The following is an 18,827-nucleotide window of genomic DNA, read 5'->3' as shown; positions in this document are numbered from 1 at the left end:
AATAACTTACCTTACAACAATTTATCCCTTCCAATAATTTATTTTTCCGCAAAAGTATGCAGGGAATGAGGCGGGAGCGTCACATCAAGATATTTATTCCCGACTTTCACCGACATACTGCGCGGCTCATCATTAAAATTACCTGCAACAACCACGTATTTACCATCCTTCGTGGATGCCACCATCACCGGAGTCTTATCCTTATCCTTCGGCTGAAACGCCAAGATATCGGCACCATCCTGAATGAATGAGCTGTAATGACGGTAAGCATAATACTCCGGAGTGTATTCAAACGTGCGGTCGGCAGAATTTACCCTTATCAGGGCATTCTGACGCCAGCCCCATGCACTCTCACCCTTATCGCAGAGTATCAGGTTCCAGTTATTATATTCGGAGCAACCGTTGCCGATGTAATGATTAATCAGATGGAATGTATGTTCTGCTGCATTCCAATCCATATCCCCGTTGCCACACTCGCTTTCAGTCGAGATATACCTGTAGCCTGGGTTCTCCTTACGGATACGCGGAAGAATCTGACCACCCTCCCACTGGAAGCCTATGCCACTGACGTTATCCGGCATCCGTGGGTCGGCAAGCAATCCGCTGACGTGATCATACCGGTTGGTGTTGAACGTGCCGAGGCAAAGCTCAACATCCGGATGCTTAGCCTTCAGAGTCGGGGCAAGATATTCAAGATTAAACCGCAATATACCATCTGACGTCCATGGGCAACCTGGATACGGGGTATAGCTGTAAGCCTCATTCTGATACATCACCATCTTTATTGGGATATTCTGCTCAGCATAAAGATCAATAAACTTGCAGAACTGATCGGCATAGCATTGCAAGTATGCACTGTCCTGTATGAAATAATTTCTGACCGCAAGCCTGCGGGGGAAAAGATTCTTGTCGGGATTAACCTGCTCATTCACCGATCTGTCGTCATCTCCGAAAAGAAGATAATCCATCCTCTTATCCATGTCGTTATACGGATTGCTCTGCACGGCATAATGATCATTGACTTTCATCCATGCCGGCGGACTCCATGGCGACATCCAGAATGTCATATTCGGATTGTAACGCTGTGCCGCACGGATATAAGGGATTATGGTGAGCTTGTCGCGCTCAATGTTGAAATATTTATTGTCGAAATCCCCATGCACATCGCTGCAGCTATACCATGATAGAGCGTAATCGTTGGCATTCATCGAGATGCGTCCGATTGAGAATTTTAATTCACCATCGGGAGAGAATGAGTTATGCAATATCTCATCCTGCTCCTCACGGGTAAGCATACAGAGAGCCTTCCAATCCTGCTCATTAAATGTAGTGCCCCAATTCCGGAAAGTCACTATCGGTTGCGTCTGAGTCTCTATCACAGAGGAAGCCTTAGTGTTACTTTTTGTTTGAGCCTTAACGTCCTGACCTTGTGTCCATCGTGCGTCGTCTGTGGTAATATAATGTCTGAATGTCTGCGCGTTGGCAGCAATGGAGCAGATAACACCAGCCAATATTATAAGTTTTCTCATTTTAAAGGTTGTTAGATTATTTTGATTCTGCAAATATAAGGAAAGACGGGGATTGCAACAAGCCCTCCCCGTCTTTTATAACACAATCTTTTTTACCTTAACAGTTATTCCTGCCACTATGCATCACCATCCCGGATTCTGCTTCAGATTTGGGTTAAGACGGATCTGCTCCAGCGGGAGCGGGTCGAGATAATCCTTCTGATTGAAAAGGCAGTTGCCCGGTATTGTGGCGATCGGACGACCATAGTCTATATCTTTCGGATCCTCAGATACAAGCCCCCATTGCGTCGGACGTGTCTCCGGATTGTAGACCGGTTCGCCGGAATATTTCAGGGAGTTGACCTTGTTGTCAGGATTGCTGTAGTATGTGCCGAGAATCTTGCGTCCGAGTTTCTGACCGGTCAGGTTGATATGGGCGATACCCCAGCGTTTGAGGTCGTCAAGACGGAAACCCTCTCCATGAAGCTCTACCATACGCTCGCGACGAACCTCATCCATCATTGTCATCTTGTGAACCTCATGGCGACCTGTCTCAAAGTTAAACCAGTTGGCATCATACACATTGGCGATGAGTGCGTTTGTCAGAGGAGCCACAAGGGCACGCTTACGGTTCTTATTGATTGAGAAGTCAAGGTCAGCATCCGAGATTGCACCGTTGCCAAGTTCGCAGGTAGCCTCTGCATAGATGCAATGCACCTCGGCAAGACGGAGCACCGGATAATCGGCGGCATCCGTATTGTCTGCACGACCCGAACCCTCCGGCATGAACTTGCGTGAGCCATAACCGTTGTGGGTGGAGTTAAGGTCAATCATCGGATTGTAGACAACCAGCTTGCTTGAGTTTGCCGGATCTGATGAATCGTAATGATCGGTTGCAGCCGGGAATACAGCCTCCGGATATTTCTCTCCGGCAGCAGTACGGGGCACCCAGTGCTCACCGTCGCAGCAGAACACCGGACGATCAGGAAGATATGTCGTGCCGACGAAACGCATGTCGCGGTTGGCGTATTCCCCCATATAGGTGTCATATCCACCAAATTCGGGATTATAGTAAGCATCATCAAGGCTTCCCGATGTACTCAGATAGATAGGCAGACCGTTGGTGCATACGTATGACTCTCCAAGATATGCGCTTATATTGACACACTGCCATGTGGCAACCATGTGGGCTATATTTTTTCCGGAACGTCTCAGAGTGTAATCGTATGGATTGTTGATGATGAACTCTTTATTCGCACTCTTGCCTATACCCTGATGGTTGGAAACGTTGCCGTCGCCATCGTCGATATTGAAAAGGGAGTAGTAGCTGAGTTCTTCGCAAGCGTCAAAGAGTGCGAACGTACCTGTCTCCGCTTCCTGAATCACAGCCTTCGACATATCCTGTGCAATCTTCAGCATATCGTTGACAGAGGGATAGCCTTCGGGCTTGACACTTCCGGCACCTACTGACGCACCGTCGCCGTCAAGGTCATATCCAATGGAGGGAACGTATTTCTCCCAGGTTGCCTCGTAAAGAGCCACGCGGGCAAGAAAACCCTGTGCGCCCTCTTTTGTGAGACGTCCGCGCTGTTCAAGTCCCTGCATGGTGCTTCTCTTGGGAAGAAGCTCAACAGCTTTCTTCAGGTCTTCAATGATGAGATTCATCACCTCGTAGCGACTGTTGCGTGCGCCGTAAAGCACCGGGTCATTGGTGTCGAGCACATGGTCAACAACAGGCACACCTCCAAAAGTCTTGAGCAGATTGAAATGTTGCCACGCACGGAAGAAATAGGCTGTGCCAATAGAGGAGGCTATCGCATCCTGATCACTATAGCCGGCAGCTTTCTCAAGAAGAATGTTGATATTGCGGAGTGCACTGTAGCAGCCATTCCAAGTACCATGTGACTGGGGTGCTGTGCCGCCCCCGTTGCCACCGATACCCGATACGTCGAGACCCCCGTCATAATTGGCGCTTTTCCAGTCGGGGAAAGAGTAAAGCGCGAGCGCTGCCTGATCAAACTGCTCGGGACTTTTGAACATGATCGCGTCTGTACCTTGATCAAGAGGTTCCTTGTCAAGGAAATCCGAGCATGATGCCATTGTGAGACCTAAAGCCAGGAATGGCAGTATATATTTTCTATTTGATTTCATTGATTTGTCTTTTTTGATTTAGAATTCAAGTTCCACACCGAAGTTTAGCATACGGCAGAGAGGGAAGATATTGTTTGAACCCTCACCATACTCGGGATCATAACCGTCTTTAATTTTTGACCATTCCCAAAGGTCGTCACCGGAGAAGTAGACACGGAATTTCTCGACACCCACTTTTGATGTGATTGTATGGGGAAGCGTGTATCCGACCACAAGATTCTTCAGACGGACGTAGCGGTTGTTCTGAACGGATACATCGCTATTCTGATAGTTGAATCGGTTGAAGTTGTTATCGCGCGACATGACGGTGTAGTCGTTGTTGCCGCTGCCGGGAGTCCAAGTCTTACCGAGGAATGTATTGTTCTGCAAGCAATAGTTGACTACGAAAGGTGCATACATGTTGCCATCGCGAAGCACGGTCTGCTTACCCACGCCCTGGAAGAAGAATGAGAAGTCGATACCATTCCAGTTCAATCCGCCTTTAATGCCGAATGAAAGACGCGGAGCTGCATCACCTGCATAATAGATATCCTTATCTGTGATTACGCCGTCGCCGTCAATATCAACGCGCTTGCGGGCACCCGGGCGAAGGCGGTTAGTGCCTGTCTCTGACGGAGCAGGAAGAATGTTGCCTGATTTCGGACCGCTATGGTCTGCATTCCAGTAATACATCTCATAATAGGCATCCACCTCTTCCTGATTCTGGAAAATACCGTCAGTCTGGAATACGTAGATCGCATCAAGAGGCTTCCCTATGAGTCGGTTCTTATTGTGACCTGCGAAGGGGATATTCTCGTTGTTTGTGAGCTCATTTACTTTTGTCCAGGCATCGGAGATCTGCAATCCCACATTATACTGAACCTTACCAATCTGGTCGCGCCAGTTCAATTCCACTTCCCAACCGCGTGTGGTCAGCTTGCCGTTGTTGGTCTTAGGTGCGGACGCTCCGAGAATGGAAGGATACACCACATCGATAAACATTCCGTCATTCTTCTTGCTGAACCAGTCGAACGATGCACGCAGACGGTTGCTGAAGAATCCGAGATCGATACCGATGTCATGGCTGTAGAGAGTCTCCCATGTACGGTTGGCTGAACGCATACCGTCGATCCACATTGTGGTCAGATTGCTGCCGCCGAGATAGATGCTGCCGGTCTTGATTGTGGAATATGCCTCATAGTTGCCGATACCGTTCACAGAACCTGTCTTACCGAAGTTGTAGCGGATTTTACCGAAGTTCATCCATTGGTCGATATTCAGGTTGCGGAAGAAATTCTCATTGGTGAATACCCAGCCGCCGGATATTGAATAGAAGTCTTTCCAACGGTTCTCCGGAGTCAGCTTTGATGAGCCGTCATGACGATAGAGGAAGCTGAGAAGATAGGTGTCGTTGAATGCGTAGCGGAAATCTCCCACGTAAGAGAGGAAACTCCATGAATTGGAACCACCCTCGGCAGCATTGTTGTCGCCACCCTGGAATACGTTGAGATCCGAAAGACCTGAACCGGGATAAAGCTCACCTTTGTAGCGTCCTGCCTTCACTCTCTTGTAGTCCTCATTCTCACCTGTGATACCAAACATGGCATCCACCTGATGCTTCTCTGCAAAGAGACGGTTATATTGCGCGAACAGACCGAGTGTGTAGCTTGTCCATTCCTTGTTCTCCTGCTCAAGTTTGGCGGGGCTGTTCTGTGTGGCGGAAGTCTGGTTGCCTACCCAGTCATAGAAACGTACCTCAAGATTCTCACTTGATACATCCTGACGCACACTCTTATATGCTGCCGTTCCGTTGATTGAAAGACCTTTCACCCATTTTGAGAAGTCAAGCGTGATCTTACCGTTGGCACGCAGTGTGCTCCATTTTGCCTTTGTCTCACCCGCCTGTGTGAACCAGCCATAAGGGTTACGGTTGTTGGAGAAGGTGTCGTAGGCATCCCCGTTCTCGTTGGTGATTGCCCAGAACCACATATCCTGCCAGCCTCTGCCTATACCCTGCGAGGGGGTGGTGATATCACGTTTGTCGTATGCCATGCCGGTCTCGATCTTGAAGAAATCAGTCGGCTTATAGTCCATATTTAGACGCGCACCATATTTCTTCTCACCATCCTCTGCAATCTTCAACTGTGACTGTGCATCTGAATAGTTGAGTGATGCAAAATAGTTGAATTTGTCATCACCGCCGGAAACGGCTACATTGTGTTTCCATGTGTCGGCGTTTCCATAGAGGAAGTCAAGGAGATAGTTGCCGGGCTGCCATGAGTCGATAAACTCGCCACGTTTCAGGAAGAATGAATTACCCTCCTTCAGTTTATTGAACAGACCCTCGCCTACTACCTGCTCTCCGTATGTCTCCCATTCGCCGGTAGTCTCGTTCTTCTTTACGGGAGTGCCGCCGAAGGAGTTGAATATCCACCAGTTGATGCGGTTGTGGATTTCATTCGGATCGGTTATGCCCGGATTGGTAGCCTCAGTGTCGCGATACTGTGCCTCGTAGAACATGTCGAGCCACTCATTGTTGTTGGTGATCGGAAGCTGGATACCGTCGATAGTGCGGCTGTAAGAACCGGAGTAGCTTACACGTGCCTTTCCGGCTTTACCGCGTTTGGTGGTCACGAGGATGACACCGCCTGCTGAACGTGCACCATAGATAGCAGCAGATGCGTCTTTCAACACAGATATATTCTCAATCACGCTACCATCCATTGAGTTCAACTCATCAAGGCTAGCTGCCTGACCGTCGATAAGGATAAGCGGAGAGCTGTCGCCGTTGATTGAGTTGGCACCACGGATCTGGAATTTTGCATTCTCACTACCGGGGCGTGTGGATCCTCTCGTCACTGTAAGACCGGCGATCTCACCCTGCAGTGCAACTGCTGTATTGGTCACACCACGATCCCTATACACCTGATCACCCTTTATCTGGGAGATTGCGCCTGTCAAAGATTCCTTCTTCTGTGTGCCGTAGCCGACTACAACCAAATCCTCAAGCAACTCTGCCGACGGCTTCAGCTCCACCTTGACATCATACTTGCCGGAAATGTTGACCGTAGCTGTAGTATATCCTACGTAGGAGATTTCCAATTGTTTAGCTCCCTGAGTCTTGATAGTGAACTTACCCTCAAGGTCAGTGGCTGTGCCAAGACCGGGTTTCCCTTTCACAAGGACAGTTGCGCCAATGACAGGTTCTCCGTTCTCATCTACAACCGTGCCTCTCACAGTGGCGTTCTGCGACTGCGATGTCTGCGCTTGTGCCGTTGGTGCCAATGCCGGTGCCGACAGACAGAGCACAGAACTTACTATTATTGAATTTATTTTCATATAGGTTAGTTTTTTTCAATTTATTCGGACTCTCCAATTATGACAGATAGAATCCTGCCTTTATGATGCGAAGCTGTAGAATACTTGCATGAGGTCCGGATGTTGTGGTTTATTATTCTGCGGGGGTATATGCGTTAAATTCCGAGATCATTACGAAGTCGCCCCCTTTGTCTTTCTCTGAAAAATAAACTTTTATGTAGCGTGTGTTCTCCACCTGGGTCATGCCGAAAAGCTGATGTGCATCGCTGTTGCGGTCAAAAGGATACCATCCCTGATTCACCCAACCCCATTCATCGGGACTCGAGCCGTTGGCTGATGCCGTTGTGCAGGTGTAGAATGTCTGTCCGATGTTGGTGCCATTGTTGCCTCCGCGACGACGTATCGTCACGTTGCTGACCGTTTTCTCCTCGCCCATATCTATGATGAAGAAGTGGGGATAGCTGGAGGGTTGCTTCCAAGATGTGTGCCAGAATGTTCCCTCGTCGCCGTCAAGCATAGCCACCACTCGACCTCTCGGAAAACCACCCTCGCCGCCTGCCTCTTGTGAGGAGTAGCCGATCTGAGCATCATAGTTGTCGGCAAATCCGGGGAATGTCCAGTTGGTGCGGTCAAGTTTCTCAACCCTCTTTGTGCGGGTCTCTATCGTGCGCGGTTCCGATGAGTTGCCGTCGGCATCAGCGGCAGCCAGCTCTATGACAGCTTCTTCGCCATTGATAAACTCATTATTGCTTACTGTCAGTCCCACAAACTGTGAGCTGTTGGTATTGGGTGCAGCCACGAAAGAGTATTCACCTGATTTCGATGCATCGCTCTTCAGATGATATTTGAGCACCACGTTTACGGAAGCTACCGTCTCATTGTTGTAGCTTACGCTCACGCCTCCCCATGCCGGCTCTGCATCGATAGACTGCGCCACGGCAAGAAAGGCGGGTGCGCCGGGCACTGCCGAAATTTTCTGCGCCTCAAGATGATTTCCTCTTACGGAGCATGCGTAAATATTGAAGTCAACGGGATCTACCGATGCGAATCCGCCAATTGTCTCGGTCATGATTCCATCCTTTGCATGATCCTTGGAGTACATCTTATAGACTTCCTCCCCTTTGGCATTCTTATAGACCACCTTGGAATACATGAAACTTTCTGATGCCGGTATTTTCCATGTGAGTGTCACCTCTCCCGGTCCTGCAACATAGTTCACATCAGAAACCTGTGCGGGTGCCGAATCATTGATCGAAGCCTTACCCTCCGACTCATCTCCGCATGCCGACATGCCCAACATCATGGCAAGTCCAAGCATCGGAATGAGCTTTCGCGTTTTTACAGTTAGTGTGTTCATACTGATGATTTATTAAAGTATTTTGAATTGGTTTTATTGATTTTTCATGATTTTAAATCTCCCCTCTCATTCGCTGTCGGCGTAATAATCCATTGTGAGTGGGTCACTCCCCCCAATGGCTGAGCCTTATTATAAGAGGTGAAAATAATATTGCAGTTTTGCATGGTAATGTGGTTTTAGTTGATTTGAGTTTTTTGTTCACCGCAAAATTATTAACAAATATTATGATTCCAAACAAAATTTAGCACTTAGATATTCAGATAAATTTTATGATATCAACTTCTATATAAATCATTGATTATAATTAATATAATTTTATGATACTGTAGTTTCATCTAATTTTATGAGACTAAAAAACACATCATACGATACATTTCACAAGAATTTCGTATCGTATACTCCGGCAGAAATGAGGTAAAATCATCCGGCGTTAGCGGGATAGCAATCATGAATTAATGACGATTTGTGGATAATTTATGCGGATTTTTTATTGAACTATAAAGACAATTATTGGTTTATATTTCATGAGAAAGGCGATTGATCTGATAACTTCAATCAGACGGACACCTACCGATAATTTAATTCACTATAAACATTATCTAAATTATATATGGAAAGCACATGGAATTTCATCCCGGAGATTAACGATCGTTTCAAGTCTGAACCTATATGTACACTTGCCCGCGACCTCCAGAATATGAAAATGAAATCAACGGGTAATTGCCGCCTGCCGGAATTTAGGAAAATCACTCCTGAAAATATGGGAGAGGTATGGAGATATCTTCAGCAGGAACCTGGAAGAACTACGGATTTCTCGTATGGAGGGATATTGATGTGGGTGGATATGTTCAAGTATGAGTATGCAATCTATCGCGACACCCTCTTCATAAAGGGCGTCGTGGAGAATGATATCGATCGTCCGGCATTCTCGTTGCCTGTCGGTGCTCTGCCGCTGAAGGAATCTGTAGCTCTCGTGAAGGAGTATTGTGCAGCTCATGGTATTCGTGCGGAGTTCTCGGGAGTGCCGCAATATGCTCTTGATGAGATGACGAATCTTAATCCGCGCATAGTGGAGGAACTGACCGATTGGGGCGACTACCTGTATGACGCGGAGATGCTTGCCACTGTTGCCGGAAAGAAGATGAGCAAAAAGCGCAATCATGTACATAAATTTGAAAGCACTTACCCGGATGCCCATACAGAATGGCTAACTCCGGAAAACGCCACACTTGCACTACAATTCATGGATGAGTTTGACAAGGATGCTGACGATTGTGGGATGGCTACGGAAGAACGTATGCTGACCCGACGATTCATAAACCTGATAATCGACGGAGACACTACTCCCGAAGGGATGCTGCTCTTGGCTGACGGGAAAGTATGCGCCTTCACAATCGGCGACGTAAAGAACGACACGCTCTTCATACACGTGGAGAAGGCATTCCGCGACGTAGCCGGAAGCTATGAGATGATAAACTATCTATTTGCCAAGGGGATGAAGGAGAAATATCCTGAAATCAGATTTATCAACCGAGAGGATGATGCCGGCGACATAGGACTACGCATGGCAAAGGAATCATATCATCCTATTGAGATTCTGAAGAAATATAATGTATCGTTCTAAAAAAATTTATACTGTCGCTTATATTTTTTGTAGATTTTTTTGCAGAGAATGATTAACTTTGCAGAGAAGTTATCAGAGAGGTTGTCAAGGCTTCAAAACTTCTGAGTAAAAAATATGACACTTATGAGCGACGTATTGGTCATTATACCCACCTATAACGAAATCGAGAATATAACCGCTATTCTTGAGACCGTAATGAAATATCCAGATGGATTTGATGTACTCGTAATTGACGACAATAGTCCGGATGGTACGGCAGAAGCCGTCAAGAAGATGATGGAGAAGTTCCCAAACAGAATTTTTCTTGAACAACGCAAGGGGAAACTTGGTCTCGGCACTGCTTATATACATGGATTCAAATGGGCTCTCAAAAAGGATTATGGATACGTGATTGAAATGGATGCCGATTTCTCGCATAATCCCGACGATCTGACCCGCCTTTACCATGCCTGCAAGGATGATTGTGCCGATGTTGCCATAGGATCAAGGTATATATCCGGAGTGAATGTAGTGAATTGGCCGATGGGGCGTGTGCTGATGTCGTATTTCGCATCTGCCTACGTAAGATTCATCACTCGGATGAAACTGAGGGATTCCACTGCCGGATTCGTATGCTATCGGCGCAGAGTGCTTGAAGCCATAAAACTTGACAATATTGAGTTCAAGGGATATGCTTTCCAGATTGAGATGAAGTTCAAGGCGTATGTAAAGGGATTTAAGATTGTAGAGATACCGATAATCTTCATCAACCGGCGCCTCGGCACTTCCAAAATGAACAGCTCAATATTCGGAGAGGCTGTATTCGGAGTGCTGAAACTGAAATTCAACAGCATTTTCAATAAGAAGAATTTCTAACTGTATCACAGTATACATCCAATATACAAAAGGGGAGCAATCTGCATATCTTGCAGTTTGCTCCCCTTGCTATTTCTAATTCTTTATTTAAGGTTTAAGGTTTATGGTTTATGGTTTATGATCATTAAATTTTGTATAATGAAAAGATTCGTGGATTTTCGTGAATCTTAAACCTTAAACTATAAACTTTAAACCACTGAAGTGTAGCTTGCGAAACTTCAGTTATTTATGACTTCAGTCGCCTCGATAATATTGCTGTAGATAGCAGCGGGATATGAAATCCCAATTATCCGCCACAAGCCGATGATCATCCGATCCGGGGAAGACTGCATCCGGAAGCCATCCGTTGGAGCATACGTAGCGCAACAGATCGCCGGGACAACGCCCGCGTTCCGTAAGCAATTCTATGGCATGATGCCGTGCATACTCCTTATCATAGATAGGATTCGAGGGATGGGATATGCAACGAGCTATGTCAACTGCCACAAGCATGCCCTTGTCACGGCTTACCATGAGGATATAATCATGCCGCCCTTTCAATTGAGGAAGATGCTCCTGATGATCCCCCCAGCCGAGCGCAATTATAAAGAAACGGTTCATCTCCTCATACGAACTGAAGAATTTTATGACCTCGCCTCCTGTGGCACGCGTAAACGCAGTGTAATACTTATGTTCCGGCTTCTCTCCTACACCCTTCGGCAAGGGGGGAAGTTTACCCTCTACAATGAGATAAAGCCATTCGCGGAGATACAATGCCAAAGGTCCGGTCGGATCTTCCGACATCGAACGTTCAAGCCGTTGCCGGAGCTCAGCCATCCCCTCCTCCTTGCTAAGATCGACACCGGATGCTATCTCCGACAACGTAAGGGCATAAGCTGGCGTCATCAGATAGCAATGCATGAAAAGCCAATTGCCAAGACGATAGATTGCCTCGGAATCCTCTTCCGCGTGTATCTCAAGCTCATGGGTCATGCGATAGTCTACTGGCATGGGGGAGTCATCATAGACTCGTTCAAGCTCCTCCCACCAGGCATCTGCGCCCATCAGTATCTCCTCTGAGAAAGGATTCTCCACACGCTTCTCCTCATAGTTCATGGAAAGGGCATACCACACCATAAACCTCACATCCGCACGATTCAGTTCGTAGTCCAGATAGTCCTCTCCGTTGTCAGATTCCGTAGCCTCACCATCCTTCCGGCTATTGTCGGATACGACGCCATAATAGAATGGTACAGTGAAGCCATAGAGTCGTCTGCACTCTGTGATGAACGAACGCCACACCCCTGCATCGCATATCACATCCTGATAGTAGCCTACAAGCGTCATTGCCGCACGTTCCACCACTTTCTCCGGATAGGATGCAAAACATCCTTTCTCGCGGCTTATATCCACAAGACGGTTGGCGAGTGAAAGATAATAGGCATCCGTTGTCGTCTCCTCCGGCGCACATGGCTGTCGGAGAAGAAACTGTTGCATCGTGATCATGGCAGAATCAATCTTTCAACCGGGCTACGAGGGCTTCAGGAGTCAGTTGCTCCTGTGTGCCCGAAACCATATCCTTCAGATTTACCGTGCCACTCTCAAGCTCGCTCTCCCCTATCAATGCCACGTAGGGGATACCTTCCGAGTCGGCATATCCCATCTGCTTCTTCATCTTGGCTGCATCCGGATATAATTCTGCCGATACACCCTGCTCACGCAGAAGTTTGACTATACGCATGGATTCCACGGCTTCCTTATCTCCGAAATTCACAAACAGTACCTTTACGCTCTGGCTGACACTCTCCGGATAGAGTTCCAGCTGATTGAGCACGTCGTAAATACGGTCTGCGCCGAATGAGATTCCCACTCCGGAGAGTCCCGGCATTCCGAAAACTCCGGTAAGATTGTCGTAGCGACCGCCGCCGGTGATACTGCCGATCTGCACGTCGAGTGCCTTCACCTCTATGATGGTGCCCGTGTAATAGTTCAGACCGCGGGCGAGTGAGACGTCAAGCTCCACTTCACAGTCATGTCCGAGGCTATCAATACCATCTATCACGGTGCGAAGCTCCTCCACACCCTTCATGCCCGTCTCCGAACCGGCGAGAAGTCCGGCGAGAGTGTCAAGTTTTTCGGCATTGCTCCCTTTCATCTCCAGGAGCGGACGTAATTTCTCAATTGCCTCCTCCGTAAGACCTTTGCTGCGGAGTTCCTCATTTACGTTGTCAATACCTATTTTATCAATCTTATCAATTGCCACAGTTATATCGACAATCTTATCAGCCTCACCGATCATCTCGGCTATGCCGGTCAGCACCTTACGGTTGTTGACCTTTATCGCAACACGCACGCGCAGACGCTTGAACACCATGTCGATCATCGACAGCAGTTCAATCTCGTTGAGAAGTGAATCGCTGCCCACCACATCGGCATCACATTGGTAGAACTCTCTGTAACGCCCCTTCTGCGGACGGTCAGCACGCCACACCGGCTGTATCTGATAGCGTTTGAAAGGCATCTGGAGCTGTCCTCTATACTGCACCACAAACCGGGCGAAAGGCACGGTCAGGTCATATCGCAGACCTTTCTCACACATCTTGTTGGTAAGTTTCACAAGGTTACGGTCAGCTATATCAGCGTCATCAACCCCCTTGAGGAAGTCGCCGGAATTAAGTATCTTGAAAAGAAGTTTGTCACCCTCTTCTCCATATTTTCCCATCAATGTGCTCAGATTCTCCATTGCGGGAGTTTCTATCTGACGATAGCCATATAGACGGAACACTTGCTTGATTGTATCGAAAATGTAATTGCGGCGCGACATCTCCTGCGGAGAAAAGTCGCGCGTACCTTTGGGTATACTCGGTTTCTGTGCCATATTCTTCTGTTTGTTTTATGAAATGCGAAATTACAAAACTTTTTTCAGAATTGCCTATCTATTCTCCCCCTTTTCATCAATTTTTATTAATTTCGCATTGAAGTTATCTAAGAAATTGTATAAATACTTATCATGATACAGATTCTCTTTTCTGATAGAATACGCCAAGTAGCTCCGGATTTACAGGTAATAGCCATATCTGCCCGATGCTCCAACCCTGCCACTCCCGATACACTCTGGGATGAGATAACGGAGGAATGTAACCGGATTGCATCCAAATATAAAATTGAGGAGATCAAACTGCGTCCCGGCATAGCGGCGACAAGGGCGGCTTACAAGGCTCTCGGCAAGGAACCTAACCGGTATCGTCCATCATCAGAAGCCATGTGCCGACGGATTGTCAACGGGAAAGGGCTATATCGTATGACTGCCCTGATCGACATAATCAATCTTGTGTCGATCCGTTCAGGCTACAGTATCGGAGGATTTGATGCCGACAGGATCGTCGGGGATTCGCTCACTCTTGATGCAGGGAATCATGATGACGTATTCTGCGGCATCGGACGCGGTCCGCTGAATATAGAAGGGCTACCCGTATATCGCGACGAGATAGGCGGCATAGGCACTCCGACAAGCGACGAGGAACGAACGAAGCTTACTCCCGACACCACCAACCTACTGATGCTGATAAATATATATGGGAAGGAAGCGGAGATTGATGCTACTCTTGACCTGACAATCTCCCTTCTTGAAAAGTATGCCGCGCTTGAATCCGTGGAGGCATATCTGGTGAATGCATCTGATGGTCAGAGATCAAAACTCCGCTGAAATCTTAAAATTAAGCTGACGACGTGTTAGATAGTTGGGGACGGCATATTGAAGATTGTTGACGTCTGTCACCCAGTAATAGCCGCTCACATTGGATATATCAAACAGATTGAAGAGATCAACCCCTACACTCAGACTCTTGAAATGACGGAGGAAATTACGTTTCACCACTCCATCCTGCGGTGCTCCGGCAATAAGATAAGTCAAGCCTATATCAACACGCTTATATGCCGGGGCACGGAAATATGACACGTCGCGAGAGACCCGTGGCGCGGTCATCGTCAATCCGTCGGAGATGACGCCCCTCAGACTGAATTTCAATTTCGGGAATTTCGGGAAATAGTCTGTGAAATATAATCCGAGAGAATACCGTTGGTCGGTGGGTAGCGGCACATTCTTCCCGTTTAGTTTCTGATTTGTCTTCATCAGCGAGAAAGATATCCAGGAATCCGAACCGGGCACAAATTGACCGAATAATTTCAGATCAAGTCCGGCGATATACCCTTTCGAATCATTCTTACCGGAATATGTCACCTTCAGATTGTCGTATTCGTAAGAGATCAGATTTGACAATGCCTTATAGTAGGCCTCTCCTGTCAGTTTGAACGGTCGGTTGATCGCACGGAAGGTTATGTCGGTGCCTACCACGAAATGAAGGCTGCGTGGCGACTTTATGTCATGATTGAGCTGCACACTGCTGTTGCCAAGTTCATCCGTGATAACCTCGCGGAATTCCTTATAGAAGGGCGACTGATAATATAACCCGACTGCCGCACGATAAGTGATATTGTTTCTGTTTTGTGGCGACACACTGAAATTCACGCGTGGCGACACAAGAAACTCCTTATTGAAATCCCAATATGATGCCCGCACGCCGGCATTCAGCGTCATGTATGCTTTTGATGTCTCAAAATATAGGGCGTCCTCCGCATAAAGGGCAAAACGATTGTTATGCAAATCTTCCCGTGCACTGAGATTATATATGAGATGCACTCCATCCGGAAGCGTAGGCAAGGAGTAACCGGCACTGTCGCGCCATTCCCATTCCTTTGTCCTGTCGCGGAATGTCTCTCGCGAATAATTCAAGCCATACGACAGATGGTTCTTACCCAACACTGTCGTACCCTTGAAGGCGGCTGTCAATACCGATGCTTTAAGCCGGTTGCGGGAATGTTCCATGTATTTTCCCACGCCAAGTTCACCTCCTATGCCGTCGTCGCCCGACGAACCCGCCTGATTAAGCCAATACTCTCCGGAGATGTCGTAACTGACAAGCTCGTTAGAGACGAACCCGGACACCGACAATGCGTAACTGTTGCTCCGGTTATGTTTGTAATTTAGAGTAAACGACCCGAAATAGGTCTCAAACTTATCCTTCTCCTCCCCATCGAAATATACCTTAAACTGCTTGAGGTCGGATGCCGTGCCAAAAGTAGTTTCCCTATCCGTAGGTTTAAACTTATAATCGTTCATGGCAATATTGCCCAAAAGATTCAACGTAAGTTTCTCTGAAGGCTTATAATTGATGTTGGTCTGGTAATCCAGATATAAAGGGTCATATTCACCTCGAGTTTCCAGCGAGGATAACAACGAATTGTTCCTCTTGACACGCAGTCCGTGAAGCATTGAGAATTTACTGCTATTAGAGCCGAATGCCAGCGAGCCACCCATTAGGCTGAGATTCACAGCACCCTCATACCGCTCTGGCTCCCTGTATGTGATATCGAGTGCTGACGACATCTTGTCGGCATAACGCGCAGGATAACCTCCGGATGAGAATCTGATATTACCAACCATATCCGGATTGATGATACTGAGACCCTCTTGCTGTCCGCTCCGATATAATTGCGGACGATACACCTCCGTACCGTTTATATATACCGAATTTTCATCAAAAGCCCCACCCCTGACAGAATATTGCGAACTCATCTCATTCGACGAATTGACACCGGGCATAGTCGTGAGCATCGCCTCTACACTGCTTCCTGCAACCGCAGGCGACAATTTAAAAGATTCCGTATTGAAACTCTGCATTCCGTTGATATTGCTTCTGAAACTCGTCACTTCCAGCTCCTGAAGATTATAATCCTCAGGATAAAGCTTTACATTCAACGTCAGCTCACCCTTTGGACGTATCAGTTTATGATTTACAGTCTTAAAACCCACGCAACTGAAAATCACGTCAAGAGTATCGTTCGCAGAAAGCGACAACGAATACATACCCTTCAAATCCGTATTCGTCCCTATTGCGGTATTCGCCACTCTTACCGTAGCAAATTCTATCGGCTTATCATCATTATCACGCACCCTGCCGGAAATCCTCACATTCTCGGCAAGCGACGCCATCGTCACAAAAAATGAGACAACAAAATATATAAAACGCAATTTATCCATCTCCTAAAAAACGCCATAACCCCACTCAATATTGTCAATCCAGTCAATTTGTCAAATCGTCATTATCGTCAATAATGTCATTACCGTCAATTTGTCATTATTGACAATAATGACAATAATGACAGTATTGACAAAGAAGTCCAAGAAGTCAAAGAAGTCCAAGCAGCTGCTATCCCCTCCGGGGATAACAACAAAAAAAGAAAGCCGGCTGATCGCTCAGTCGGCTTCCATAAGGCGGCGATTACCTACTCTCCCGCTCTCGCAGTACCATCGGCGTGATGAGGTTTAACTTCTCTGTTCGGAATGGGAAGAGGTGGAGCCCTCATGCTGTCATCACCTGAATGTCATTTTTCAAACCCGGGTCTCTCCCCGGATCGATGTTGAGGTGAAAAAAGCCCATGACGGAAGCGCGGGTTGACTTTCGATCCCCAAATCCACAACAAGCGGGATTGGCAATATATTGTCTCTTTCACCGGAATGACTCGGGCAATTAGTACCGCTCGGCTGAACGTGTCGCCACGATTGCACCTGCGGCCTATCGACGTCGTCGTCTGCGACGGCCCTCGGCGAGATCTAATCTTGGAGTAGGCTTCGTGCTTAGATGCTTTCAGCACTTATCCATACCAGACGCTGCTACCCGGCGGTGCCCCTCGGCGGGACAACCGGTGCACAGGAGGTCTGTCCAGCACGGTCCTCTCGTACTAGTGCCGGCTCTCCTCAAATCTCAACGCCCACAACAGATAGAGACCGAACTGTCTCACGACGTTCTGAACCCAGCTCGCGTGCCACTTTAATAGGCGAACAGCCTAACCCTTGGGACCTTCTCCAGCCCCGGGATGTGACGAGCCGACATCGAGGTGCCAAACCACTCCGTCGATATGAGCTCTTGGGAGGGATCAGCCTGTTATCCCCGGAGTACCTTTTATCCTTTGAGCGACGGCCCTTCCATGCGGAACCGCCGGATCACTATGCTCAAGTTTCCTTCCTGTTCGACCTGTCTGTCTCGCAGTCAAGCGCCCTTATGCCATTGCACTCTGCGGCCGGTTGCCAATCGGCCTGAGGGCACCTTTAGGAGCCTCCGTTACGCTTTTGGAGGCGACCACCCCAGTCAAACTACCCACCAAGCAATGTCCCCGCTCCAAGCGGGTTAGAAGCCAAATGTGCGAAGGCCAGTATTTCAACAACGACTCCACGACCACTGGCGTGGCCGTCTCGCAGTCTCCTGACTATCCTACACATCGCACACCCGGCCCCAATGCTAAGCTGCAGTAAAGGTTCACGGGGTCTTTTCGTCCCGTTGCGGGTAATCGGCATCTTCACCGATACTACAATTTCACCGAGCTCACGGTCGAGACAGTGTCCGGATCATTACACCATTCGTGCAGGTCGGAACTTACCCGACAAGGAATTTCGCTACCTTAGGACCGTTATAGTTACGGCCGCCGTTTACCGGGGCTTCACTTCACTGCTTCGATTGCTCTGACAGCTCCGCTTAACCTTCCGGCACCGGGCAGGTGTCAGGCTGTATACCGCGCCTTGCGGCTTCGCACAGCCCTGTGTTTTTGCTAAACAGTTGCCTGGACCTATTCTCTGCGCCTCCCCATGCGGGGAGGACCCCTTATCCCGAGGTTACGGGGTCAGTTTGCCTAGTTCCTTGACCGTGAATCTCTCGAGCGCCTCGGTATCTTCTACCCGACCACCTGTGTCGGTTTCCGGTACGGGCCGGTCTGACCTCAGACGCAGGGCGCGGTTTTTCTCGGGAGTCTGCTCCATCACGGTTGTCGGTCGCCGCACGCGGCTCCCGTACTCTCGGGTATCGGCCCCGGCGTTTCCGCCGCCGGGTGATGCCTACCTCCCTTCAACGCGCTATTCCGTCAGCGCGCACGTCCTTCGCTACTCCGTCACCGCTCCTGCTCGGACAAACCGGGTTGCGGAATATTGACCGCATGTCCATCC

Annotated in this window: 10 protein-coding genes and 2 rRNA genes; 3 read left to right on the top strand and 9 right to left on the bottom strand. The window is 48.2% G+C overall.

Features of this window, described 5'->3' with window-relative positions:
- Positions 1-38 precede the first annotated feature (38 nt).
- From E5331_RS01655 to E5331_RS01640, 4 genes are all read right to left on the bottom strand, one after another.
- Positions 39-1,529, bottom strand: coding sequence for a glycoside hydrolase family 30 protein (locus E5331_RS01655; RefSeq protein WP_123482975.1), 1,491 nt, complete (start codon positions 1,527-1,529; stop codon positions 39-41).
- A gap of 123 nt (positions 1,530-1,652) precedes the next feature.
- Positions 1,653-3,659, bottom strand: coding sequence for a RagB/SusD family nutrient uptake outer membrane protein (locus E5331_RS01650; protein WP_123482977.1), 2,007 nt, complete (start codon positions 3,657-3,659; stop codon positions 1,653-1,655).
- An 18-nt stretch (positions 3,660-3,677) separates the two neighbouring features.
- A complete protein-coding gene (locus E5331_RS01645) occupies positions 3,678-6,977 on the bottom strand; it encodes a SusC/RagA family TonB-linked outer membrane protein (protein WP_123482979.1) in 3,300 nt (1,099 codons plus the stop codon).
- Positions 6,978-7,089: 112 nt separating this feature from the next.
- Positions 7,090-8,313, bottom strand: a complete 1,224-nt coding sequence (locus E5331_RS01640) for a discoidin domain-containing protein (RefSeq protein WP_123482981.1) — start codon at positions 8,311-8,313, stop codon at positions 7,090-7,092.
- A gap of 610 nt (positions 8,314-8,923) precedes the next feature.
- Between E5331_RS01640 and E5331_RS01635 the strand changes: the two genes are divergently transcribed.
- Positions 8,924-9,937 (top strand): DUF2156 domain-containing protein, encoded by a 1,014-nt coding sequence (locus E5331_RS01635; protein WP_123482982.1) that lies wholly within the window; start codon positions 8,924-8,926, stop codon positions 9,935-9,937.
- 123 nt (positions 9,938-10,060) lie between these two features.
- Positions 10,061-10,792, top strand: coding sequence for a polyprenol monophosphomannose synthase (locus E5331_RS01630; protein WP_123484803.1), 732 nt, complete (start codon positions 10,061-10,063; stop codon positions 10,790-10,792).
- Positions 10,793-11,026: 234 nt separating this feature from the next.
- Here the strand turns inward: E5331_RS01630 and E5331_RS01625 are convergent, their stop codons facing one another.
- Both E5331_RS01625 and hisS read right to left on the bottom strand, forming a co-directional pair.
- A complete protein-coding gene (locus tag E5331_RS01625; protein ID WP_123484800.1) occupies positions 11,027-12,277 on the bottom strand; it encodes a DUF3843 family protein in 1,251 nt (416 codons plus the stop codon).
- Between the two features lie 7 nt (positions 12,278-12,284).
- Positions 12,285-13,649 carry a histidine--tRNA ligase gene (hisS, locus tag E5331_RS01620; RefSeq protein WP_123484801.1) on the bottom strand — a complete coding sequence of 455 codons (1,365 nt, stop codon included), beginning with the start codon at positions 13,647-13,649 and terminating at the stop codon, positions 12,285-12,287.
- Positions 13,650-13,781: 132 nt separating this feature from the next.
- Here hisS and E5331_RS01615 point away from each other — a divergent pair, with 132 nt between their 5' ends.
- Entirely contained in the window at positions 13,782-14,477 is a 696-nt protein-coding gene (locus tag E5331_RS01615; protein WP_123484802.1) for a B3/B4 domain-containing protein, read from the top strand.
- Here the strand turns inward: E5331_RS01615 and E5331_RS01610 are convergent.
- From E5331_RS01610 to E5331_RS01600, 3 genes are all read right to left on the bottom strand, one after another.
- Positions 14,463-16,823, bottom strand: coding sequence for a TonB-dependent receptor (locus E5331_RS01610; protein ID WP_123484804.1), 2,361 nt, complete (start codon positions 16,821-16,823; stop codon positions 14,463-14,465). The genes E5331_RS01615 and E5331_RS01610 overlap by 15 nt on opposite strands.
- A gap of 280 nt (positions 16,824-17,103) precedes the next feature.
- A 5S ribosomal RNA gene (gene rrf / locus E5331_RS01605) occupies positions 17,104-17,212 on the bottom strand.
- Between the two features lie 130 nt (positions 17,213-17,342).
- Positions 17,343-18,827, bottom strand: a 23S ribosomal RNA gene (locus tag E5331_RS01600); the annotation flags it as partial.

It is taken from the genome of Lepagella muris (assembly GCF_004793975.1).
GTDB lineage: Bacteria > Bacteroidota > Bacteroidia > Bacteroidales > Muribaculaceae > Lepagella > Lepagella muris.
Note: the sequence above shows the minus strand (reverse complement) of the source record. Positions and strands in the feature narration are given on the sequence as shown.